Below are 19,170 nucleotides of genomic sequence, written 5' to 3'. Positions count from 1 at the left end.
AAATTAAAAGTCCGAAAAAATCCAATATCTTAAATTGGGCTGTAAATCCCGAAAAATGATTGTAACGTTAATACAACAATTTATCGTAAGGATACCTCTGTGTATGAATAGCCTTAACTTTCTCATACAATAGCGCCCTGAATTCCTCAATATTTTCTTTATTGAGTGCTGAAATAAACAGCGCCGGACTATTATGTTTATTCATCCAGCTGTTTCTGTAATCAGCCAGGGTTAGAGGTGGTACATCATCCTGCGGGTCAAAATCTGCCGGCTTGTATGCATCAATCTTGTTAAAAACGGTAATAATCTGTTTATCTATAACACCCAGTTCCTTTAGCGTTTCATTAACCGTAGCCATTTGATCTTCAAAATTTGGATGCGAAATATCAACCACATGAATCAGAATGTCGGCTTCACGAACTTCATCTAACGTTGACTTAAAGCATTCAACCAGGTGATGAGGTAATTTGCGGATAAATCCAACGGTATCCGAAAGCAGGAAGGGAAGATTTTCGATCACTACTTTACGGACGGTTGTATCCAGAGTAGCAAAAAGCTTATTCTCTGCAAACACTTCAGATTTGGAAATCATATTCATGATAGTAGATTTACCTACGTTGGTATAACCCACCAAAGCCACACGAATTAACTGATTACGATTTTTCCGTTGTGTTTCATTTTGCTTATCAATCTCTTTGAGACGTTCCTTTAAAACGGAGATCTTATTCAGAATTAAACGACGGTCGGTTTCAATCTGGCTCTCACCCGGACCACGCATTCCAATACCCCCTTTTTGTCGTTCGAGGTGAGTCCACAAACGTGTTAATCGCGGCAGCAAATATTGTAATTGTGCCAGTTCGACCTGTGTTTTTGCCTGTGATGTCTGCGCTCTGTTTGCAAAAATATCAAGAATAAGATTACTGCGATCCAAAATTTTAACCTGCAGTACATTCTCAATATTACGAAGCTGCGATGGCGAAAGCTCATCGTCAAATACAACAATGTCAATCTCTTCAGATTTAACAAAGGCATCAATTTCTTCCAGCTTGCCCGTACCAACAAAAGTTGCACGTTCTGGCCTAAGCATTTTCTGAGTAAAGGACTTTATGGTTTCACCGCCTGCAGTTTCTACTAAAAACTTAAGCTCATCCAGATATTCCTTCGTCTGTTCTTCTGTTTCTCCCGGGGTAATGATACCTACAAGAATTGCCCTTTCGGGTTTAATTGCGGTATCGTAAAATTTTTGTCTTGCCATCTATACATTTAACAACCGTAAAGATACAAGTTTGTTGTTCTGCTGATATGCAAATTGTATAATTCAAAATTCATTTATTAGATTTTTCAGCATTTTAGCATCTGGAACAGAATACAATTATTCCTCCTTGAATCCATCATCAGAAGAAAAAAAATCTTTAAATATGCTTCACAAAGTCTTTCATTGCCTGGCCGGGATTGGCTTCTTTCATAAAATTTTCACCAATTAAAAATCCGTTAAAGCCTGCTTTTTTTAAACCGCTAACGGTTTCCGGATTACTTAAACCACTTTCGGATATTTTTAAAAACTGATCCGGAATTTCTGAGAGCAGGTTATAAGAATGATCTACGGTTACCCCAAATGTTCCCAGATTCCGGTTATTAATACCTACAGCATCCAGTTCATCACATAAACTTCGTTTAAGTTCCTCGAGATTATGAACTTCGAGCAATACATTCAGACCCAAAGATTTGCTGAATTTTGCTAATTGCTGAATACGGGAAGGATTCAATATGGATGCGATCAATAAAATAATATCCGCTCCCCAGGCTTTCGCTTCTACAATCTGGTATTCTTCTAGTATAAAATCTTTACGCAAAATGGGTATGTTATTTACTTTTCTGGCTTGCTGCAGATCTTCTCTTTTGCCTCCAAAAAATTTAGAATCAGTAAGTACAGATAGTGCAGAAGCGCCGGCTGAAACATAACTTTTTGTCACTTCGGCTACATCTACCGCATCGTTAATGATTCCTTTAGAGGGAGATTTTCGTTTAAATTCAGCAATGATTCCGGTTAATTGATTATCGAGAATAAAATCACGCAGCAGATAGCATTCCCTGCCAAAATATTCTGATTTTTCTAATTCAGATGTATTGATTATGGATTTTGCAGCGATAATTTCGAGCTTTTTATGAGCAACGATTTGATCCAGAATATTTTCTTGTTTAATCATCATGGAGATATGAGATGTGAGATATTAAATTAAAGGATTTAACTGTTTAACCAGTTTTCTATTAATAGCTTCCCGTGTTCGGTAAGAATAGATTCAGGATGAAACTGAACACCTTTAACATTTAAGCTGGCATGAGAAAGAGCCATAATTACACCGGAGCTATCTGTAGCTGTAACTTTTAAATCTGCAGGAAGATCATCCTGATTTACTGCCCATGAATGGTAACGTCCAACCTTAAACTCATCAGGACAACCGTAAAACAGGGAATCATTTTTATCTAAAACATCAATTAAAGTAGCTCTGCCGTGCACCGGTTTTGAAAGATTATATATGGATCCCCCAAAAACTTCGGCAATTGCCTGCATACCCAAACAGATTCCCAAAATACTTTTTGTAGCCGAATAGGTTTTTATAACCTGCTGCAGCAGTCCGGCCTCAGAAGGAATTCCCGGTCCGGGAGAAAGAAGTATTTTATCAAACTCATCCACTTGCGTCAGGTCAAATTTATCATTACGCCAAACTGTAGCTTCATTTCCTGTTTCATTTAAAAGGTGAACCAGATTAAAAGTGAAGGAATCATAGTTGTCAATCACCAATATATTTTTCTTAGAGGAATTCATATTTCAAATAGTCGTGGTTTGGTATGTATCGTGGTTTGAATTCAGCAACAATTTTAAATTCCTTCTGCCATTTCCAAAGCTTTTCGCAGAGCCATGATTTTATTATTCACTTCCTGTAATTCACTTGCGGGATCGGAATCAAGCACAATGCCGGCGCCGGCCTGATAATGCAGTGTGTTTTTCTGACTTAAAAAAGAACGGATCATAATGGCATGGTTAAAATCTCCGTTAAAGCCCATAAACCCGATAGCTCCGCTGTAAAAACCCCTTTTGGATTTTTCAAATTTATCAATAAGCTGCATGGCCATATATTTTGGAGCTCCGCTCAAAGTGCCGGCCGGATAGGTATCACCCACCACATTAAAAGGATTTACACCTTCCTGAAAATTACCGGTAACTTTTGAAACCAGATGAATGAGGTGCGAATAAAACTGAACTTCTTTAAACGATTTCACTTCTACATTTTCGCAATGCCTGCTCAGATCATTTCGGGCAAGGTCAACCAGCATTATATGCTCGGCATTTTCCTTTGGATCTTCTTTTAATTTTTCTGCAAGTTCGGCATCCAGTACGTCATTTCCAGTACGTTTAAATGTTCCCGCAATGGGATAAATACTTGCCAGATTATCTTTTATTGTAAGCTGAGCTTCGGGCGAAGACCCGAATAATTTATAATCTCCGTAATCAAAATAGAAAAGGTAAGGAGATGGGTTGATAGACCTTAATGCTCTGTAAACATTAAACTCATCGCCCAAAAAGGGAGTTTGAAAGGCTCTTGATGGAACTATCTGAAAAACATCGCCACGGTTAATGTGAATTTTGAGATCATCTATTACACTGATAAATTCTGAATCTGTAAAATTAGAAGTCTCCGAACCATTTAAATTGAATTTATATTCCGGAAAATTCTTATTCTGAATAAGATATTCGATTTTCTCCAGTCCATCGGGTTCATTTTCATCAAGGCGATGTTCCAGTAAATGCAGTTCATTTTTAAAATGATCTATTGCGATGATATATCTGTACACATGATATTGCATCAAAGGAATGGCGTTTTCTGAAGCATCGCGTTTACGCAGTTTGATATCTTCAAAATATTGAACAGTTTCATAAGTGAAATATCCAAAGAGGCCATTGGATATAAACTTGTAGTCCTGTATAAACGAATCTTCAAACTGCATGCAAAAGGCCGAAACCTCCTCTTTAAGATCCAGGCCTTCGGCAGCAATCTCGCGTGAACTTCCATCGGGATAATAACTGCTTAACGTTTTTTCATCCAGAGTAATGCCGGCTATGGGATCAAAACAAACGTAACTCATGCTATTTTCCCGGCTATGATAATCAGAACTTTCCAATAACACACTGTTAGGGAAGATATCGCGTAATCGCAAATAAATACTCACGGGCGTGGTTGTATCAGCCAGTAATCGCTTATGCGAAGTATAAAATTTAAACGGTTTCATTAGAAAAATGGTTAATGACTATGATGTGCAGCCGGGCAGATTTCACAAAAAAACCCGACGAGGTTTAGGCGTCGGGTTTAAGATTAAAGTTTAGGTTGATTTTATATCTATATACCTTGTCCGGCGCTTTCTTTTAAAAAAAGCCACCAACGGTTTAGGGTATTTAAATTCGCTATCACAGATCACAAAAATATAAAGAAATTTGAAACTGCCAAGTTTTCTTAAAAATATTATGAAGCTGAGCCAATTAGCGGCCTGCCGCTTTGATAAATTGCAGCCAGAATTACCAGAATAGCCAAACCATAATATATGGCAATGGAACGGTGTTTAAAAAATGCATCCACAGCTTTTTTAGATCTGGAGTGTCCAACGGTGATCAGGATAACTGCAAAGATCATCATGACCAGGTGTTCTACCGTCCAGTAACGTGATACAGTATCTTTCATGGCCACACCCATATTTGCATAGTTTACAAACGGACTGAAAAAATATAGCACCAAACCTAAAAGCAATTGAATATGTGCCGAAATGAGGGTGAATAAATTGATCTTCCGGTTTAATTCAGTATAATTTTTCTTACCGAATAATCCGGTTAAAGCCATAACTAGCGCTACTGCAATTAATACAAAAATGATGTAGCGAAATCCTGAATGTGCCCCTAATAAAATTTTATACATGTGGTTAAGTTTTTATTGAACTCAAAGTAACAGAAAAAGCGCTTATTAGAAAAATTTAATATCTTCATGATTTAAACCTGAATACTGAGTTTAATACTGATCTTAAACTGACGGATTTAGCTCAAATAATCAATATCAGTTTTACAGTAAACCTAATTCCATAAAATGATCTTTGTATTTGCTCCCCCAAAAAAATTAATCTTCAACATGCATCCTAAATATTCATGTATGATAAATAGATGAATTTATTTCTTTCATTTACGTATATACATCCAGATCAAAAAACCTATTGAATAATTCCTCAAACCCTGCCTGATCTCACCTGAACAGGTTTCTAATTAATTTAAAAAATGAAAAAAACCCTACTGTTTTGCTTTCTCCTAGCAATTTTTCATCAGTCCTATTCTCAGGAAACATTTCCTGTTAATGGGTCTTTTGATGTTCGCCCCGGATTAATTGCTTTTACAAATGCCACTATTGTAATCAGTGCAGATCAAACCATTAACAACGGAACGCTGCTGGTAAAAGGCCAGAATATTGAAGCTGCCGGCCAGAATATTACTATTCCAAAAGGGTATTTAGTAATTAATCTGGAAGGGAAATTTATCTACCCTTCTCTTATTGATGCCTTTACAAGTTATGGACTACCAGAAACACCACGACAGTCATTCAATTTTGGAAGAAGAGAAGTTTACACCTCTACCAAAAAAGGAGCTTACGGATGGAACGAATCCATTCGCCCTGAAATGAGTGCCCAGAATATTTTTACAGTTGATAGTAAAAAAGCGGAGGAATTAAAGAAAATTGGATTCGGAACAGTTCACTCCGTTATTCGCGACGGTATTGCCCGGGGCACGTCGCTGGTAAGTACACTCAGCAATGAAAAAGAAAATCAGGTTATAATTAATAAAGAAGCAGCTGCCAATTACTCGTTTAATAAAGGAACCGCAGCTACAGATTATCCCCAGTCATTAATGGGCGCAATAGCTTTATTACGCCAAACTTATTATGACGCCGGCTGGTACAAAGGCCAGAAAACGGAACATAATATTTCGATCGAAGAATTTAATCGTCAGCAAAATCTTCCGCAGATTTTTGAAATTGATGATATGCTGGATGTATTAAGAGCCGATAAAGTAGGTGATGAATTCGGAAAGCAATATATTTTTAAAGCCGGCGGAAATGAGTTTGAGCGAATCAAAGAAATAAAAGCGACGGGTGGAAGTTTCATTGTTCCTTTAAATTTCCCCAAAGCATTTGATGTGGAAGATGCGGCCGAGGCCCGTAATATTTCTTTGGCCAGGATGAAATACTGGGAATTGGCTCCGTCAAATCCTTCTGCTTTAGAAAAAGCAGGAATTAAATTTGCCTTAACCGGACTGGGACTTGAAAAAAGCGGTGATTTCTGGGCTAATCTTCGCAAAGCGATAGAATTTGGATTAACAGAAAAGCAAGCCCTGAGATCATTAACCCAAATTCCGGCAGAAATGCTGGGCGTAAGTGATCAGGTTGGAACTTTAAACAAAGGCAAATTGGCCAATTTCATTATCACTTCCTCCAGCCTCTTTCAAAAGGATAACATTATCTATGAAAACTGGGTTCAGGGAAAACGTTTTGTTGCCAACAAAATGGATGTAACTGATCTTCGCGGAAATTACGCCATGACACTTTCGGGTGTTGGACAGTTAATGCTAAAAATCGGAGGAACGCCGGGTTCTTATGATGTAAATATTGTACGCGAAGGTGCCGACAGTGTAAAAGCTAAAGCAACGATGGTGCGCAGCGGCGATCTTTTAAGTTTATATTTCGACCTGAAAAAATCTCCTGCCGGAACGATACGTTTAAACGGATATCTGGATTCTGCCAAGCCAGTAGCATTAAAAGGGGATGCCGTTTTTGCGGACGGAAACACCGGGTTGTGGAGCGCCAGCTTTAAAGAGCCATTTAAAGAAAACGCTAAAAAAGAAACCCCTGCACCTGTTTTGGCTCTCGGGACTGTCATTTACCCTTTTGTTTCTTTCGGTTACAGCGAAGCTCCTTCGCAGGAAACTGTGTTATTTAAAAACGCAACCGTTTGGACAAATGAAAAAGAGGGAAAACTCAGTAATACGGATGTTCTGATAGAAGGCGGAAAAATAAAAGCAATCGGTAAAAACCTGAATGCAGGAAAAGCCAAAGTTATTGATGCCAGTGGAAAGCATTTAACGGCTGGAATAATTGATGAGCATTCGCATATTGCTATTTCAAGCGGAGTAAATGAAGGTACACAGGCGGTAACATCCGAAGTGCGTATTGGAGATGTTATTGATTCTGAAGATATAAACATTTACAGACAACTGGCCGGAGGAGTAACTACTTCTCATTTACTTCATGGATCGGCCAATCCAATCGGAGGTCAGTCGCAACTGATTAAATTGAGATGGGGAAAATCTCCCGAAGAAATGAAATTTGGAGGCAATGATGGCTTTATCAAATTCGCATTAGGAGAAAATGTAAAACAAAGTAACTGGGGCGACGCCGCCAGAACGCGTTTTCCTCAAACCCGAATGGGTGTTGAACAGGTTTATGTAGATGCATTTACAAGGGCTAAAGAATATCAGACTGCAAGAGCCATTAAAGGCAACAACGTTCGTCGTGATCTGGAACTGGATGCACTGGTAGAAATTTTAAACAATAAAAGGTTTATAACCTGCCACTCATATGTTCAATCAGAAATCAATATGCTAATGCATGTTGCAGACAGCATGGGATTTAAGATTAATACATTTACCCACATTCTGGAAGGCTATAAAGTTGCCGATAAAATGGCTGCTAAAGGCATCGCCGCTTCTACATTCTCTGACTGGTGGGCATATAAAAATGAAGTAGCAGAAGCAATCCCATATAATGGTGTGTTGATGAGCAAAGTAGGAGTTTTAACTGCTTTCAATTCCGATGATGCTGAAATGGCCCGTCGATTAAATCAGGAAGCGGGAAAAGCGGTTAAATATGGCGGCATGTCGCAGGAAGACGCTTTAAAACTGGTTACCTTAAATCCTGCAAAAATGATGCATATTGATAACCGTGTGGGAAGCATTAAAGCCGGCAAAGATGCCGACCTGGTGCTTTGGTCAGATAATCCGCTGTCGGTTTACGCAAAAGCAGAAAAAACATTTGTAGATGGTATTGCCTATTGGGATATGGAAAAAGATGCAGGTAAGCAAAAAGAGCTGAAGGCAGAAGAAGCAAGACTGGTGGCAAAAATGCTGGAAGCAAAAAACAAAGGAGCGCTTACTCAGAAGCCTGGAGTGGAACGCGTTCGCTTATACGACTGCGAAACTTTAGAGGGATCTGATACTGAAGAAATAAAAGCAGATGCACTTTCTAATTACTAACCATTAAAAAACATTCTAATGAAACATATAATTATATTTTTAGGATTACTAACGATTTGCCATACCGGTTTCGGACAGGCAACGGTATATCCGGCCAGAGCCCAGAATAAAGCTATTGCTATTTTAGGAGCTACTATCCATACTGGTACCGGACAGGTAATAGAAAACGGATATATTACTTTTGATCAGGGAAAAATTACCGGAATTGGAGATGCAAGGGTTGTAAAGTTTAATACCAATACGTATGAGATGATCAATGCGGGAGGCAAGCACATTTATCCCGGATTTATTTCTCCTGTTACAGATCTGGGGCTGATTGAAACATCATCTATCAGGGCAACTTTAGATAATAGTGAAGTGGGTAATCTGAATCCACACATCAGATCTATAATTGCTTACAATACCGATTCTAAAATTCCGAATACGCTGCGTACCAATGGAATTCTTCTGGCACACATAACTCCGCAGGGAGGTTTGATTTCCGGCCAGTCATCAGTAGTGGAATTAGACGGATGGAATTGGGAAGATGCGGCTTATAAAACTGATCTTGGAATTCATATGAACTGGCCGAGCAGCCAAATTTCAAGCAGACCGAATGCTTTACCTGTCGAAATGCAGAAAGAAAATTCACAAAAAGCTTTCAGCGAACTGGAACGCTACTTTGCGGAAGCCCGGGCATATTCAGAATTATCCAAGCCTGATGTTTCAAATTCACGCTTTAATGCAATGAAAGGATTATTCAATAACAGTAAAAAACTCTTTGTGAATGCACAAAATTCAAAAGACATTATTGCAGCTGTTAATTTCTTTAAAAAGATGGGAATTAATCCTGTAATTGCCGGTGCACGTGAGGCACATCTTATTTCTTCGTTTTTAAAAGACAATAACATTTCTCTCATCATTAATGAGCCACATGCATTGCCATCCAACGAAAATGATGACGTATATTTACCTTATAAGCAAGCCAAAATGCTGAGTGATGCGGGTATCAATTTTGCAATAAGCATAGACGGTTACTGGCAACAACGCAATCTTCCGTTTATGGCCGGCACCGCTGCTGCTTACGGATTGTCAAAAGAACAGGCTCTGGCTTCTATTACATTAAATACGGCAAAAATTTTAGGTATTGATAAAACCGTTGGAAGTTTGGAAATTGGCAAAGATGCTACGTTATTCATTTCTGCAGGGGATGCGCTGGATATGATGAGCAACGATGTAGAGCAGGCCTTTATTCGCGGCAAAAACATTAGCCTTGATAACCTGCACAAACAACTGTTTAAAAGGTACTCTGAAAAATACGAAGGGAAATAATTATTTCTCTTTAAAACCGGCTGATTATCAAATTCGGCCGGTTATTTAATGACTTTCAAACGTCATTAAATAAAAACAAGCTCCTGATGGGCAGGAGCTTGTTTAAACTAACCAATTATAAACCCTAACCAAAGGTTTCTCTTTTCAGAAAGAATGAATCTGTATCATCCCCTCTATTATTACCGAATTATTATACGGCTAAATTAACCAATAAGGGATAAAATCTAAAATTTAATAACTAAATGAAGTTATTTTTATCATTTTTGTAATGAAATAATATAAATATTAGATTTCATGAAAAATAGTGAAGTAAAAAAGGGTATAAATTCTGAAATTGACAAATTAGATCTGGATATTTTACGCATTCTGATGGACAATGCGGATACTCCCTTTACCGAAATAGCTAAAACATTGGTCGTTTCTGGCGGAACTATCCATGTTCGTATAAAAAAGATGAAGGATATGGGATTAATTAAAGGTTCTTATTTAAGCATCGATCCTCAAAAAATTGGTTATGACGTTTGCGCATTTCTGGGAATTTATCTTGAAAAGGGATCTCAATACCATGATGCGGTAGAAAGCCTGAAAAAAATAAAAGAAATTGTAGAAATGCATTATTGTACCGGAGCATACAGCATTTTCGCTAAAATCATCTGTCGCGATACCAATCATTTGCGTGAGGTTTTAAATGAAAACATCCAGGCTGTAAAAGGTATTCAGCGTACAGAAACTTTTATCTCCCTGGAGGAAAGCATTAAAAGACAGATCGAACTGGACTAAATAAAAAAACCACCTGAAAACAGGTGGTTTTTTTATGATAGTTAAATTTATCTTATTTATCAGCATTTAGGTAAAGAACGCTTTTAACTGCTTTTACAACTTTCGCTGGATTAGGTAAAGCTTCCTGAATTAAAGTAGGAGCATACGGAAGAGGAACATCGGCGCAGGTTACACGAAGAACCGGAGCATCTAAAAAGTCAAATGCGTCTTTCTGAACTTTAAAAGCAACCTCGGTTGCAATTGAACCTAAAGGCCAGGCTTCTTCTACAAATACCATGCGGTTGGTTTTCTTAACAGATTTCAGTACAGTATCATAATCAATAGGGCGAACAGTACGTAAATCAATAACTTCAGCATTAATACCTTCTTTTGTTAATTCTTCCACAGCCGGCATTACCACACGCGAAAGCATTTTGCCAAATGTTACAATCGTAACATCAGTACCTTCTTTTACAACATTTGCTTTTCCTAAGGGGATGTAATATTCCTCTTCTGGAACTTCTCCCTTATCGCCATACATCACTTCCGATTCCATAAAGATAACCGGATCCGGATCGATGATTGATTGTTTTAATAAACCTTTAGCTTCATACGGACTAGATGGAATCACCACTTTTAAACCCGGACAATTTGCATACCAGCTCTCAAAATTCTGAGAGTGCTGGGCACCTAACTGACCTGCATTACCGGTTGGACCACGAAATACAATTGGAACAGAAAACTGACCGCCGCTCATAGAAAGAACTTTAGCTGCTGCATTAATAACCTGATCAATCGCAACCAGCGAGAAATTAAAGGTCATAAATTCAATGATGGGTTTTAAACCATTCATTGCAGCACCCACACCGATACCGGCAAAACCTAACTCGGCGATTGGCGTATCAATTACACGTTTGGCACTAAACTCATCCAGCATTCCCTGGCTAACTTTATAGGCTCCGTTATATTCGGCTACTTCTTCGCCCATTAAAAAGATTTTCTCGTCTTTGCGCATTTCTTCGCTCAACGCTTCCCGAAGTGCTTCTCTGAACTGTATTTCTCTCATCTGTGAAAATTCAAATTTTGGAACGCAAATATAAGTTTAATGTTTGAAAACTAAACTGTGTAATGCAGACACTAATTGCGGATAGTTTCTCTAAAATGTAAAATATTCTAATTTCAATTTAATCTTTCTCCTGGTCTTCTACATTTTCAAGCAGATCAGGCACCTGGGCAAAATTACTCTTGACAAAAGAGCACCAGCTGCAATCCTTTTTACCGCATCCCTTGGTAAATTCAAGATTCTTAATTTTGCTGTACGTTTCTTTAATTTGGGTTTTAACTGTTTCCAGATCTTCGGGCATGATGGTCACTTTTTCTTTTACATACACGTCCTTTTCGGGTTCAATAAAATCAAATTCAGAACTTAAAACCTGCCAATCTTTTCTGCGGTCGTTGTCAACCAGCAATTTATAAAAAACTGCCTGCCGCCAGTAATCTCCGCCTTCGGGAAGCTTGTCATTAGGTTTGGCAAATTTTGCTTTAGCCCGCTCATAACTTCCGGTTTTATAATCAACAACATTAACCTGAGAATTTCTAAATTCCAGCTTATCAAGTACTCCCTTTATCGGGATACCGTCAACTTCAACATTTTTAATGCTGTATTCTGTAAGTGTTACTTTTTCCCACTCATTGATGTATTTGGCATAATATGGCGGAAGAATTTTCTCCCCATATTCCATTCGTCTTTTAAATTGCTCACTGGTAAAAGCTTCTCTGTTGCGATGCATATACCAATGAAAATCATCAATAAAGCGCTTTAAACTATGAAACTCATTATTGTTTTCGGCCAGAGAATAGAACAAACGATTCAATGCAAAATGCACGGCAGAACCAAAAGTCATGGTTTCATTTTTGCCGCTCGGAACCTGGATCAGATTCTGAAAATAAAATTTCAATGGACAGTCCAGATAATTATTTAAATGAGTTACACTCAATGCATAGTTCTCCAGCAGATGACTCACGTATTCTTTATCAATTAACCCTATATCCGGCTTATCCTCTTCGGTAAACTGAAGTACAAAAAAGTCGGTCAGAATATCCTCAGAAACAAATTGATGATTAATCTGATGATCTGTTGCTGCCAGTATCTCGCCTATAAAAACCGTTGGCTCCAGATCTTTTCCCTTTGTATCTTTTTGAGGAAAAGAAATGTAGAGATGCCTTTTAGCCCGCGTAATAGCTACGTAAAACAGTCGGCGCAACTCTTCTTCATCTTTAGAAGTAGCCAGAGATGAAAAAATAGTATCAGGCATTTTGTATCCCGAATTCATTTTTCGCTTTTTCTCCCACACGTTTTTGGTGCTTCCCGGCAAAAACACATATTCAAATTCGAGGCCTTTTGACCCGTGACAGGTTAGGAAATTTACTCCGGCTTCATTAAAAATAGTTTGATGAAGCTCTAATGACAGATCATTTTCTTTTAGAAGATCCAGAAGCATTACAAATTCTTTCAGTTTAAGATCCGGCTTTTTCCGGCTTTCTTCTTTAAGGAAATTAAACAAAGAAGAAAGCACCTGCATGAGCCAGGTTTTATCAGGAGATTTTAAGACATACGCCAAAATTCCGCCACGTACCATAATTTTTTCAAACAGACTCTGCAGCGTTACGTTATGAACTTCTTTAATCCAGAATTCCAGATCATCACTTAAGCGCTTAATCTGTTTATCACTTTCAGTATCAAAAAGAGTTTGCCCGGTTTTGCGGGCAATAGCATGTAATTTAGCCCTTATAGACGTTTTTTCACCCTTGGTTTTACGATTATATTCACTTACTTCTATGCTTATCCGGGCTGCATCCATCGGCTCGATGGCATAAAAATCATAATGCATTATCGGGAAGAGCAGTTCATCACCACTGCCGGGAAATTCATTTTCCAAAGCCAGATAACGCAAAATGCTGATGAGCTTTTCGCCGAAAGGCTCTTTAAGAATATTTACCTTCCGTTTGGTGTTAACCGGAATCCCTTTGATATGAAAATAGCGTGCAAGTTCTTCGCCCGATTTATGCTCCTTATAAATAACCGCGATTTCGGAAGGGTTTACCCCTTCTTCTACCAAACCGGATATTTCGGCGGTAATTGCTGCGAACTCGTGAAACTGGCTTGGGTAAGAACGAATCTCTGGCTTTACCAATGAACCTTCATGGAGAATATTTTTAGCCACAAGGTTTTTGCTCAAACCCGTAAGCTGAATGCGTTCTGTATTATTATCAATTAAAACTCTTGCAGTATCCAGAATATGCTGGGAAGAGCGGTAATTATCCGTCAGCATAACCGAATATAAAAAGCTGGCATACCGCGAGCTATATTCCATAATATTTTGAATATTGGCTCCCTGAAAACGAAAAATCGACTGATCATCATCACCTACAACAAAAATATTTGGCTTTTCCCAATAACTGATTAACAGGGAAATCAATTCATTTTGTGCACCACTGGTATCCTGATATTCATCCACCAGAATGTACTGATACCGCTCCTGGTAATTGAGTAAAAACTGCTCATCATTTTTGAATGCATTTAAAACCCATAAAATCATATCATCATAATCATACCGGCCTGCATTCCGCATCATCTGCTGATATTTCGGAAATTCCAGAGCGCCCGCTCTGGTTTTTTCGAGGTTCTCAATCAGGGAAGTATAAACAGGTTTAAAGCTGCCCGCTTCCTTGTTCATGTACTTTTTGCTGTATTTGTATTCTTTATAATAATCAGATCCGGGCTCACAATCGGTTACCAGACATTTAAATTCATCAATTTTCTCAGTAACATATTCCGGACTCCAGTCTTCACGCTTCATTACAGAGAATAAGGTTTGCAGACGTTTCACTTCGAAATAAACATCTCCGCGGTACCGCTTCAGCGGATGATCCTTACCGAAACTATCCACCAGTTTTCGGAACAAATCCATACGTTCGAGATCTGAAATGGCATCCAGCTCCATTTTGCCAAAATAGTCCAGGTTCTCCTGAATGATATCATTGCAAAAAGCATGAAAAGTATAAATGTTTACACGATATGCTTCCGGACCAATAAAATCGAAAAGGCGCTTTCGCATGGCAACAGCTCCGGCATCGGTATAGGTAAGGCATAAAATATTATGGGGCTGGGTATCGGTATCTAATAAGATTTTACCAATCCGGGCGGCTAATATCTGTGTTTTGCCTGTACCCGGCCCGGCAATTACCAATACCGGGCCTTCAATCCGGTTCACCGCTTCCAGCTGGTTTTTATTCAGCTGAGCCAGCGCTTTAAGAAAATTATCGTTGTATTTAGAGAGGATTTGCATGTGCTGATTATATTTTTCAAAGGGATAGAATCCCCCGCGTATGAAGGGGGAATATACAGAAAGTCAAAGGTATTGATTAATAGCTTTGATGAAAAAGAAGATAGCAAAAGCAAAACAAAAATTATATGTCAATAAAAAGAGGCTGTATTTTCAACACAGCCTCTATATAAATTTTAGGAAATATTTTTAAAGGAGTACTATTTTCCCTTAAACTTATAGTCCACAACAATTCCGTTTACCATCATTTTGCTCCCTTCATAGGTTACTTTGCCTCCGGCTGGTACAGAAACAATTACCGCAGCAGTTTGCGGAGGCAGATTAATCTGAGTTGAAGAAGATACGTTTCGTGCTATAAATTTGGCCGAAATGGTATTATATAAATCTCTTTTTTGTCCATTTTCTGAGGAGATCGAAACTGTTTTATTTTCTGTAAAGGGATTGTAATACAGATATGAAGGATAAGCCTCATCACGATAGAAATCAGTGGCTAGTAAGTCAAGCTGCATAATCCCTTCTACTTCCGTTTTACGGATAATACTTCCAAATATCCCTACATGGGCACTTCCGTAAACGCTGAATTGGGAGACTTCGGGATTTTTACCGGGAACCCAATTGGGCCCGTCGCCCTGAGCAACCGGAGATTTTATCTGGGCATATTTGTCAAATGTGGATTTTTTCACGATCCCTTCGTAACCAATAACTCCTTTGGTAACCGATGCAAATTGAGGAATGGTTTCATTTTCATCAGGCATGTATTCAGGATAGAAAAACCGGGCGGCATTTGCGGCATTCAACATCCATTTTCCGATGGCATTTGCATATGACTGATTATAACGCACCATCGGAATAAGCGGCCAGGCGGCATCATACGTATTCATTAAAAACCCGTATCCGCCATGATCTACCGTACTTCCAACAATTCCAGAAATATCTGTCCCGTTCCAGTTACCTACCAGTACGCCCCATCCTTCGCGACAGATCGGTGTTCCATCAAAAGTCCAGCTCATCATTTTATTCTCATCAAAATCTTTTCCCATTTCTGAATTAATCCGGGCAGATAAATAAGCTCCAAAAGGCATTAAAACTTCGTAGGTCGGATTCAGTTTCTGTGCTTCCAAAGCTTTTAAGGCGCTTAGTGCACCATTAAGATATTTTTGATCTCCAAACTTCTTATAGGCCGAATATAATACCCAGGCATGTCCGGCAGCAGCATCGGGCTGTGCGCAAATATGGGTTTTCATAGGTTTCATCTGACCATAATCAAAATAGGAATAGTCGTAGTTGCCGTTCAGAATAGAATCTGCTTTATAAAACTTATCGGCAATTTTGCGGGCAATTTCCTCAAAACCCGGCTCGTTGGGATATTGATTATAGATGGCATAAAACAATACATTGGGATATACATCATACCACCAATCTCGGCCGTAACCGCCCCCAAGAAGTGCAACTTCAGGAGCTGTATTATTCATCATTATATCCCAGCCGGTATCTTTATTAAAATAATTTTTCAGCATGCCTACATAATTCAGGTTTTGCTGATTGCTTTTATCAACGCCAACCAATGAAGCGCCCATAATGGCACCCATAACACCCAATGCTTCATGAAACATCCCTTTGTTATTAGCCGGCCCCTGACGCACATCTCCCACAGCGGTATATAAACCAACAACTGTCTGGGGATAATTTTTATTGGTGCTGTCTCTCCATACCATCGGCCAAAACTCGCCTTTGGCATTAAAATCATACACGGTACTGTCAAACCTTAGGGCCAGCTGCTGGTAATCAATTATTTTTAAAGGCTGGGGAACGTTAGACATTAAATCTACACGTGCCAAATTCTGTTGCTTTACAGGAGAGCTTTCAATCTGCGTAACCGGAATTTGTACAGACTGACTGCAGGCCGTAAACACTAGCCCAATAATGGAGATCTTTAAAATATGCTTCATTGAGTATTGCTGATTTAGTTAATGAATTAAACTTTGAACTACAATTCTGTTAAACGATAACTTCGCTTACCAGACCCGTAATTTCATCTTCGCTGATTTCTTTGGTATCCGGTGCAAGTTCTTTGCCTTTATTAATGATGTTTTTTGCAACCCAGATCGAGCTCAACTGCAGTACGGCAACAATTATGATTGCATAGCGCAAAGCAATTTCCACAGAAAACCCATAGGCTAAAAGAAGAAAAGTTCCGGCTCCCAGAAATCTGCCCACATATAATCCGGCCTCATGGTTTAAAATGTAAGCGAATTCGCCCCGATTTTCGATTTTAGAAACAATGTCGATCACTTTAAATTGTATAGGAAAATAAGCCAGGTCCATTAGTGGCTTAGCTACCAGCAGAAATAGCATGAACAAAATCACACCGACCTGGTTAAATAAGATACCGTTTAAAAGCGCTGCAACGGCAAATAAAATAAGACCGGCTGCAAATATTTTTAAGCGATGTTCTGGTTTGGAAATCCGGCCAACGATATACATCATAATGGCGGCAATAATGGCTCCAACTGATTGAGCAGTTCCCAGCGCACCTTCTTTTCCCAATAACAGCATAATCAGCATAGCAGGAGCTGTAACCAGAAATCCCTGAACCAATCCTTTTAATGAAGCCAGAAATAATAATTTATTCCATAAAGGATGGAATTTAAAGAACACATATTGCTTTTGTAAAGGATTACTGAAAGTTCCCCTGAAACAAACAATTGAGGCAACAATTGTAATTGCAAACACTACCCCGGTTATGATTTTATAAGCCTGGTTAATTTGCGCTGCCTGAAGACTTTCCACATTTCCTCCCTGAGTCTCAATAAACCAGCCAATTGCTACCGGAATAACTACGGCAATGATGGTATAAAAAAACGTTTCCAGGCCGTAATAATAATTCCGGTTGCCGTCATTGGTAATTGCCAGAGCAAGATAATCGCGGTTGGCCCAGTAAAAACCGAAAGACATACCCATCGTTATTCCGGCAAAGCCGATACCTACCAGATCAAGCGTTTTTAATGACATCATAATCATCATGGAAATGCCACTCAAAAGCATGCCTGCCGAATAAAGTTTACGGATATTAAAATGTTTAAGCAGCCAGCCGTTTAACAGGAATGTAAGGGGTATACCGGTGTATATTGTAAGCTGATAGATCACCACTTTTGTGGGATCATTGGAACTTCGCATTACATAAGCGGCCACAAAAATATCTATAACCGGCAATACAAGAGCATATACCAGATTAGTCATAATCAGAATCTGAAAATTATGAGGCTGGCTCTTAAAATGCGCTATTTCTACTTTCAGTTTATTAAGCATGATTGTATTTTAACATTGTGAAAATTTCATTTATAGAAAAGTGCGCACCGCAAACAAACTCATCAGAAGCGCCATAATAAAGTGTAAGTGTGTCGCCGTCGGGATCAAGAAGATGACCGTTGGTAAATACTACATTCCCAAAAAAACCGCTTAACTCGTAAGGCGCTGTGGGAACCATAATTGGATCTTCTGTACGTGCCAAAACTTTTGAAGGGTCATCCAGATCTAAAAGTAAAGCGCCCAGACAATACTGATGCTGAGAGTTGGCTCCATGATAAATTTCCAGCCAGCCCTTTTCAGTTTTGATGGGAGATGCCCCTGCGCCAACCCGGGCACTATCCCAATGGCCTTCGCGGGTTCTTGCAATGCACTTATGATTTCCCCAATGAATTGCATCCGGTGATTCGGCAAGCCAGATAAAATTACCTCCAATATCTACACTGCTGGGACGGTGCAGTGCAAAGTATTTACCATTTATTTTCTCTTCAAAAATTGCGCAATCTTTATTATGAGGAGGCATGATCATGCCATGTGATTCAAATTGCTTCCAATCATGTGTGCTCCGCATTCCAACACCAACCCCATTGCCGGATACGGCAGTAAATGTGAGATAATATTTATCATCCAGAAATGTAACCCGGCAATCCTCTATACCAAAACTCTGCAAAATCCCTTCGCCCATTAGTAAAGGATACCCTTCAGGCTCGTAAAAACGAATTCCATCATCGCTGCAAAGTAAGCGCAGATGCGAAAGAGTAGTCAGGTAATCTACTTTCTTGTAATTTATAACTCTTGCATCAGTAGCTATGAGATCTGCATCATCCAGCTGAATTTCTATAATTTCAGTACCCGATTCCGTTAGTATCGGAAAAGAAATTATTCCTTCTTTTTGCCCGGGCCTTTCGGCTACTCGTACTATCAGCCAGGTTTTGTTTTCAAATTTAAAAACTCCCGGATTTAGTAAACAGGTAATTTCCAATCCTTCGCTGCTGGACTTCAGATCAGCGGGTGACAATAAAGGATTTTCTGTAAAACGTTTGGCTATATCATTCATTTTAAACTAATGAGATGGATCATGGAAAATAAAATTCATGCAATTATGAG

Annotated in this window: 13 protein-coding genes; 3 read left to right on the top strand and 10 right to left on the bottom strand. The window is 38.9% G+C overall.

Annotated features, from left to right (window positions below; all coding sequences use genetic code 11):
• Positions 1–67 precede the first annotated feature (67 nt).
• From hflX to G521_RS0105300, 5 genes are all read right to left on the bottom strand, one after another.
• The gene (hflX, locus tag G521_RS0105320; protein WP_026897613.1) at positions 68–1,255 is read right to left on the bottom strand and encodes a GTPase HflX; all 1,188 of its coding nucleotides are present in this window, start codon (positions 1,253–1,255) and stop codon (positions 68–70) included.
• A gap of 157 nt (positions 1,256–1,412) precedes the next feature.
• On the bottom strand, positions 1,413–2,207 hold the full coding sequence (trpC, locus tag G521_RS0105315; RefSeq protein ID WP_036678551.1) for an indole-3-glycerol phosphate synthase TrpC: 795 nt from the start codon (positions 2,205–2,207) through the stop codon (positions 1,413–1,415).
• Between the two features lie 38 nt (positions 2,208–2,245).
• Positions 2,246–2,827 (bottom strand): anthranilate synthase component II, encoded by a 582-nt coding sequence (locus G521_RS0105310; protein ID WP_026897611.1) that lies wholly within the window; start codon positions 2,825–2,827, stop codon positions 2,246–2,248.
• A gap of 53 nt (positions 2,828–2,880) precedes the next feature.
• Positions 2,881–4,290, bottom strand: a complete 1,410-nt coding sequence (locus G521_RS0105305) for an anthranilate synthase component I family protein (RefSeq protein ID WP_026897610.1) — start codon at positions 4,288–4,290, stop codon at positions 2,881–2,883.
• A 230-nt stretch (positions 4,291–4,520) separates the two neighbouring features.
• Positions 4,521–4,967 (bottom strand): hypothetical protein, encoded by a 447-nt coding sequence (locus G521_RS0105300; RefSeq protein WP_026897609.1) that lies wholly within the window; start codon positions 4,965–4,967, stop codon positions 4,521–4,523.
• Between the two features lie 350 nt (positions 4,968–5,317).
• On the opposite strand from G521_RS0105300, the gene G521_RS0105295 reads away from it, so the two are divergent.
• From G521_RS0105295 to G521_RS0105285, 3 genes are all read left to right on the top strand, one after another.
• The gene (locus G521_RS0105295; RefSeq protein WP_026897608.1) at positions 5,318–8,341 is read left to right on the top strand and encodes an amidohydrolase family protein; all 3,024 of its coding nucleotides are present in this window, start codon (positions 5,318–5,320) and stop codon (positions 8,339–8,341) included.
• An 18-nt stretch (positions 8,342–8,359) separates the two neighbouring features.
• Positions 8,360–9,652: an amidohydrolase family protein gene (locus G521_RS0105290; RefSeq protein WP_026897607.1), complete on the top strand. Its 1,293-nt coding sequence runs from the start codon at positions 8,360–8,362 to the stop codon at positions 9,650–9,652.
• Between the two features lie 294 nt (positions 9,653–9,946).
• Positions 9,947–10,432 carry an Lrp/AsnC ligand binding domain-containing protein gene (locus G521_RS0105285; RefSeq protein ID WP_026897606.1) on the top strand — a complete coding sequence of 162 codons (486 nt, stop codon included), beginning with the start codon at positions 9,947–9,949 and terminating at the stop codon, positions 10,430–10,432.
• Between the two features lie 52 nt (positions 10,433–10,484).
• On the opposite strand, the gene G521_RS0105280 is transcribed toward G521_RS0105285, so the two are convergent.
• From G521_RS0105280 to G521_RS0105260, 5 genes are all read right to left on the bottom strand, one after another.
• Positions 10,485–11,477: a pyruvate dehydrogenase complex E1 component subunit beta gene (locus G521_RS0105280; protein WP_026897605.1), complete on the bottom strand. Its 993-nt coding sequence runs from the start codon at positions 11,475–11,477 to the stop codon at positions 10,485–10,487.
• 118 nt (positions 11,478–11,595) lie between these two features.
• Positions 11,596–14,760 (bottom strand): ATP-dependent helicase, encoded by a 3,165-nt coding sequence (locus G521_RS0105275; protein ID WP_026897604.1) that lies wholly within the window; start codon positions 14,758–14,760, stop codon positions 11,596–11,598.
• 197 nt (positions 14,761–14,957) lie between these two features.
• Complete coding sequence (locus G521_RS0105270; protein WP_245580834.1) at positions 14,958–16,706, bottom strand: glycoside hydrolase family protein; 1,749 nt, start codon at positions 16,704–16,706, stop codon at positions 14,958–14,960.
• A 49-nt stretch (positions 16,707–16,755) separates the two neighbouring features.
• On the bottom strand, positions 16,756–18,066 hold the full coding sequence (locus tag G521_RS0105265; protein ID WP_026897602.1) for an MFS transporter: 1,311 nt from the start codon (positions 18,064–18,066) through the stop codon (positions 16,756–16,758).
• Positions 18,059–19,120, bottom strand: a complete 1,062-nt coding sequence (locus tag G521_RS0105260; protein WP_026897601.1) for a glycoside hydrolase family 130 protein — start codon at positions 19,118–19,120, stop codon at positions 18,059–18,061. Before G521_RS0105260 ends, G521_RS0105265 begins: the two co-directional genes overlap by 8 nt.
• Positions 19,121–19,170: the final 50 nt, after the last annotated feature.

This window comes from Daejeonella oryzae DSM 19973 (assembly GCF_000422945.1).
GTDB lineage: Bacteria > Bacteroidota > Bacteroidia > Sphingobacteriales > Sphingobacteriaceae > Daejeonella > Daejeonella oryzae.
This window is presented reverse-complemented; position numbering and strand designations above follow the sequence as displayed.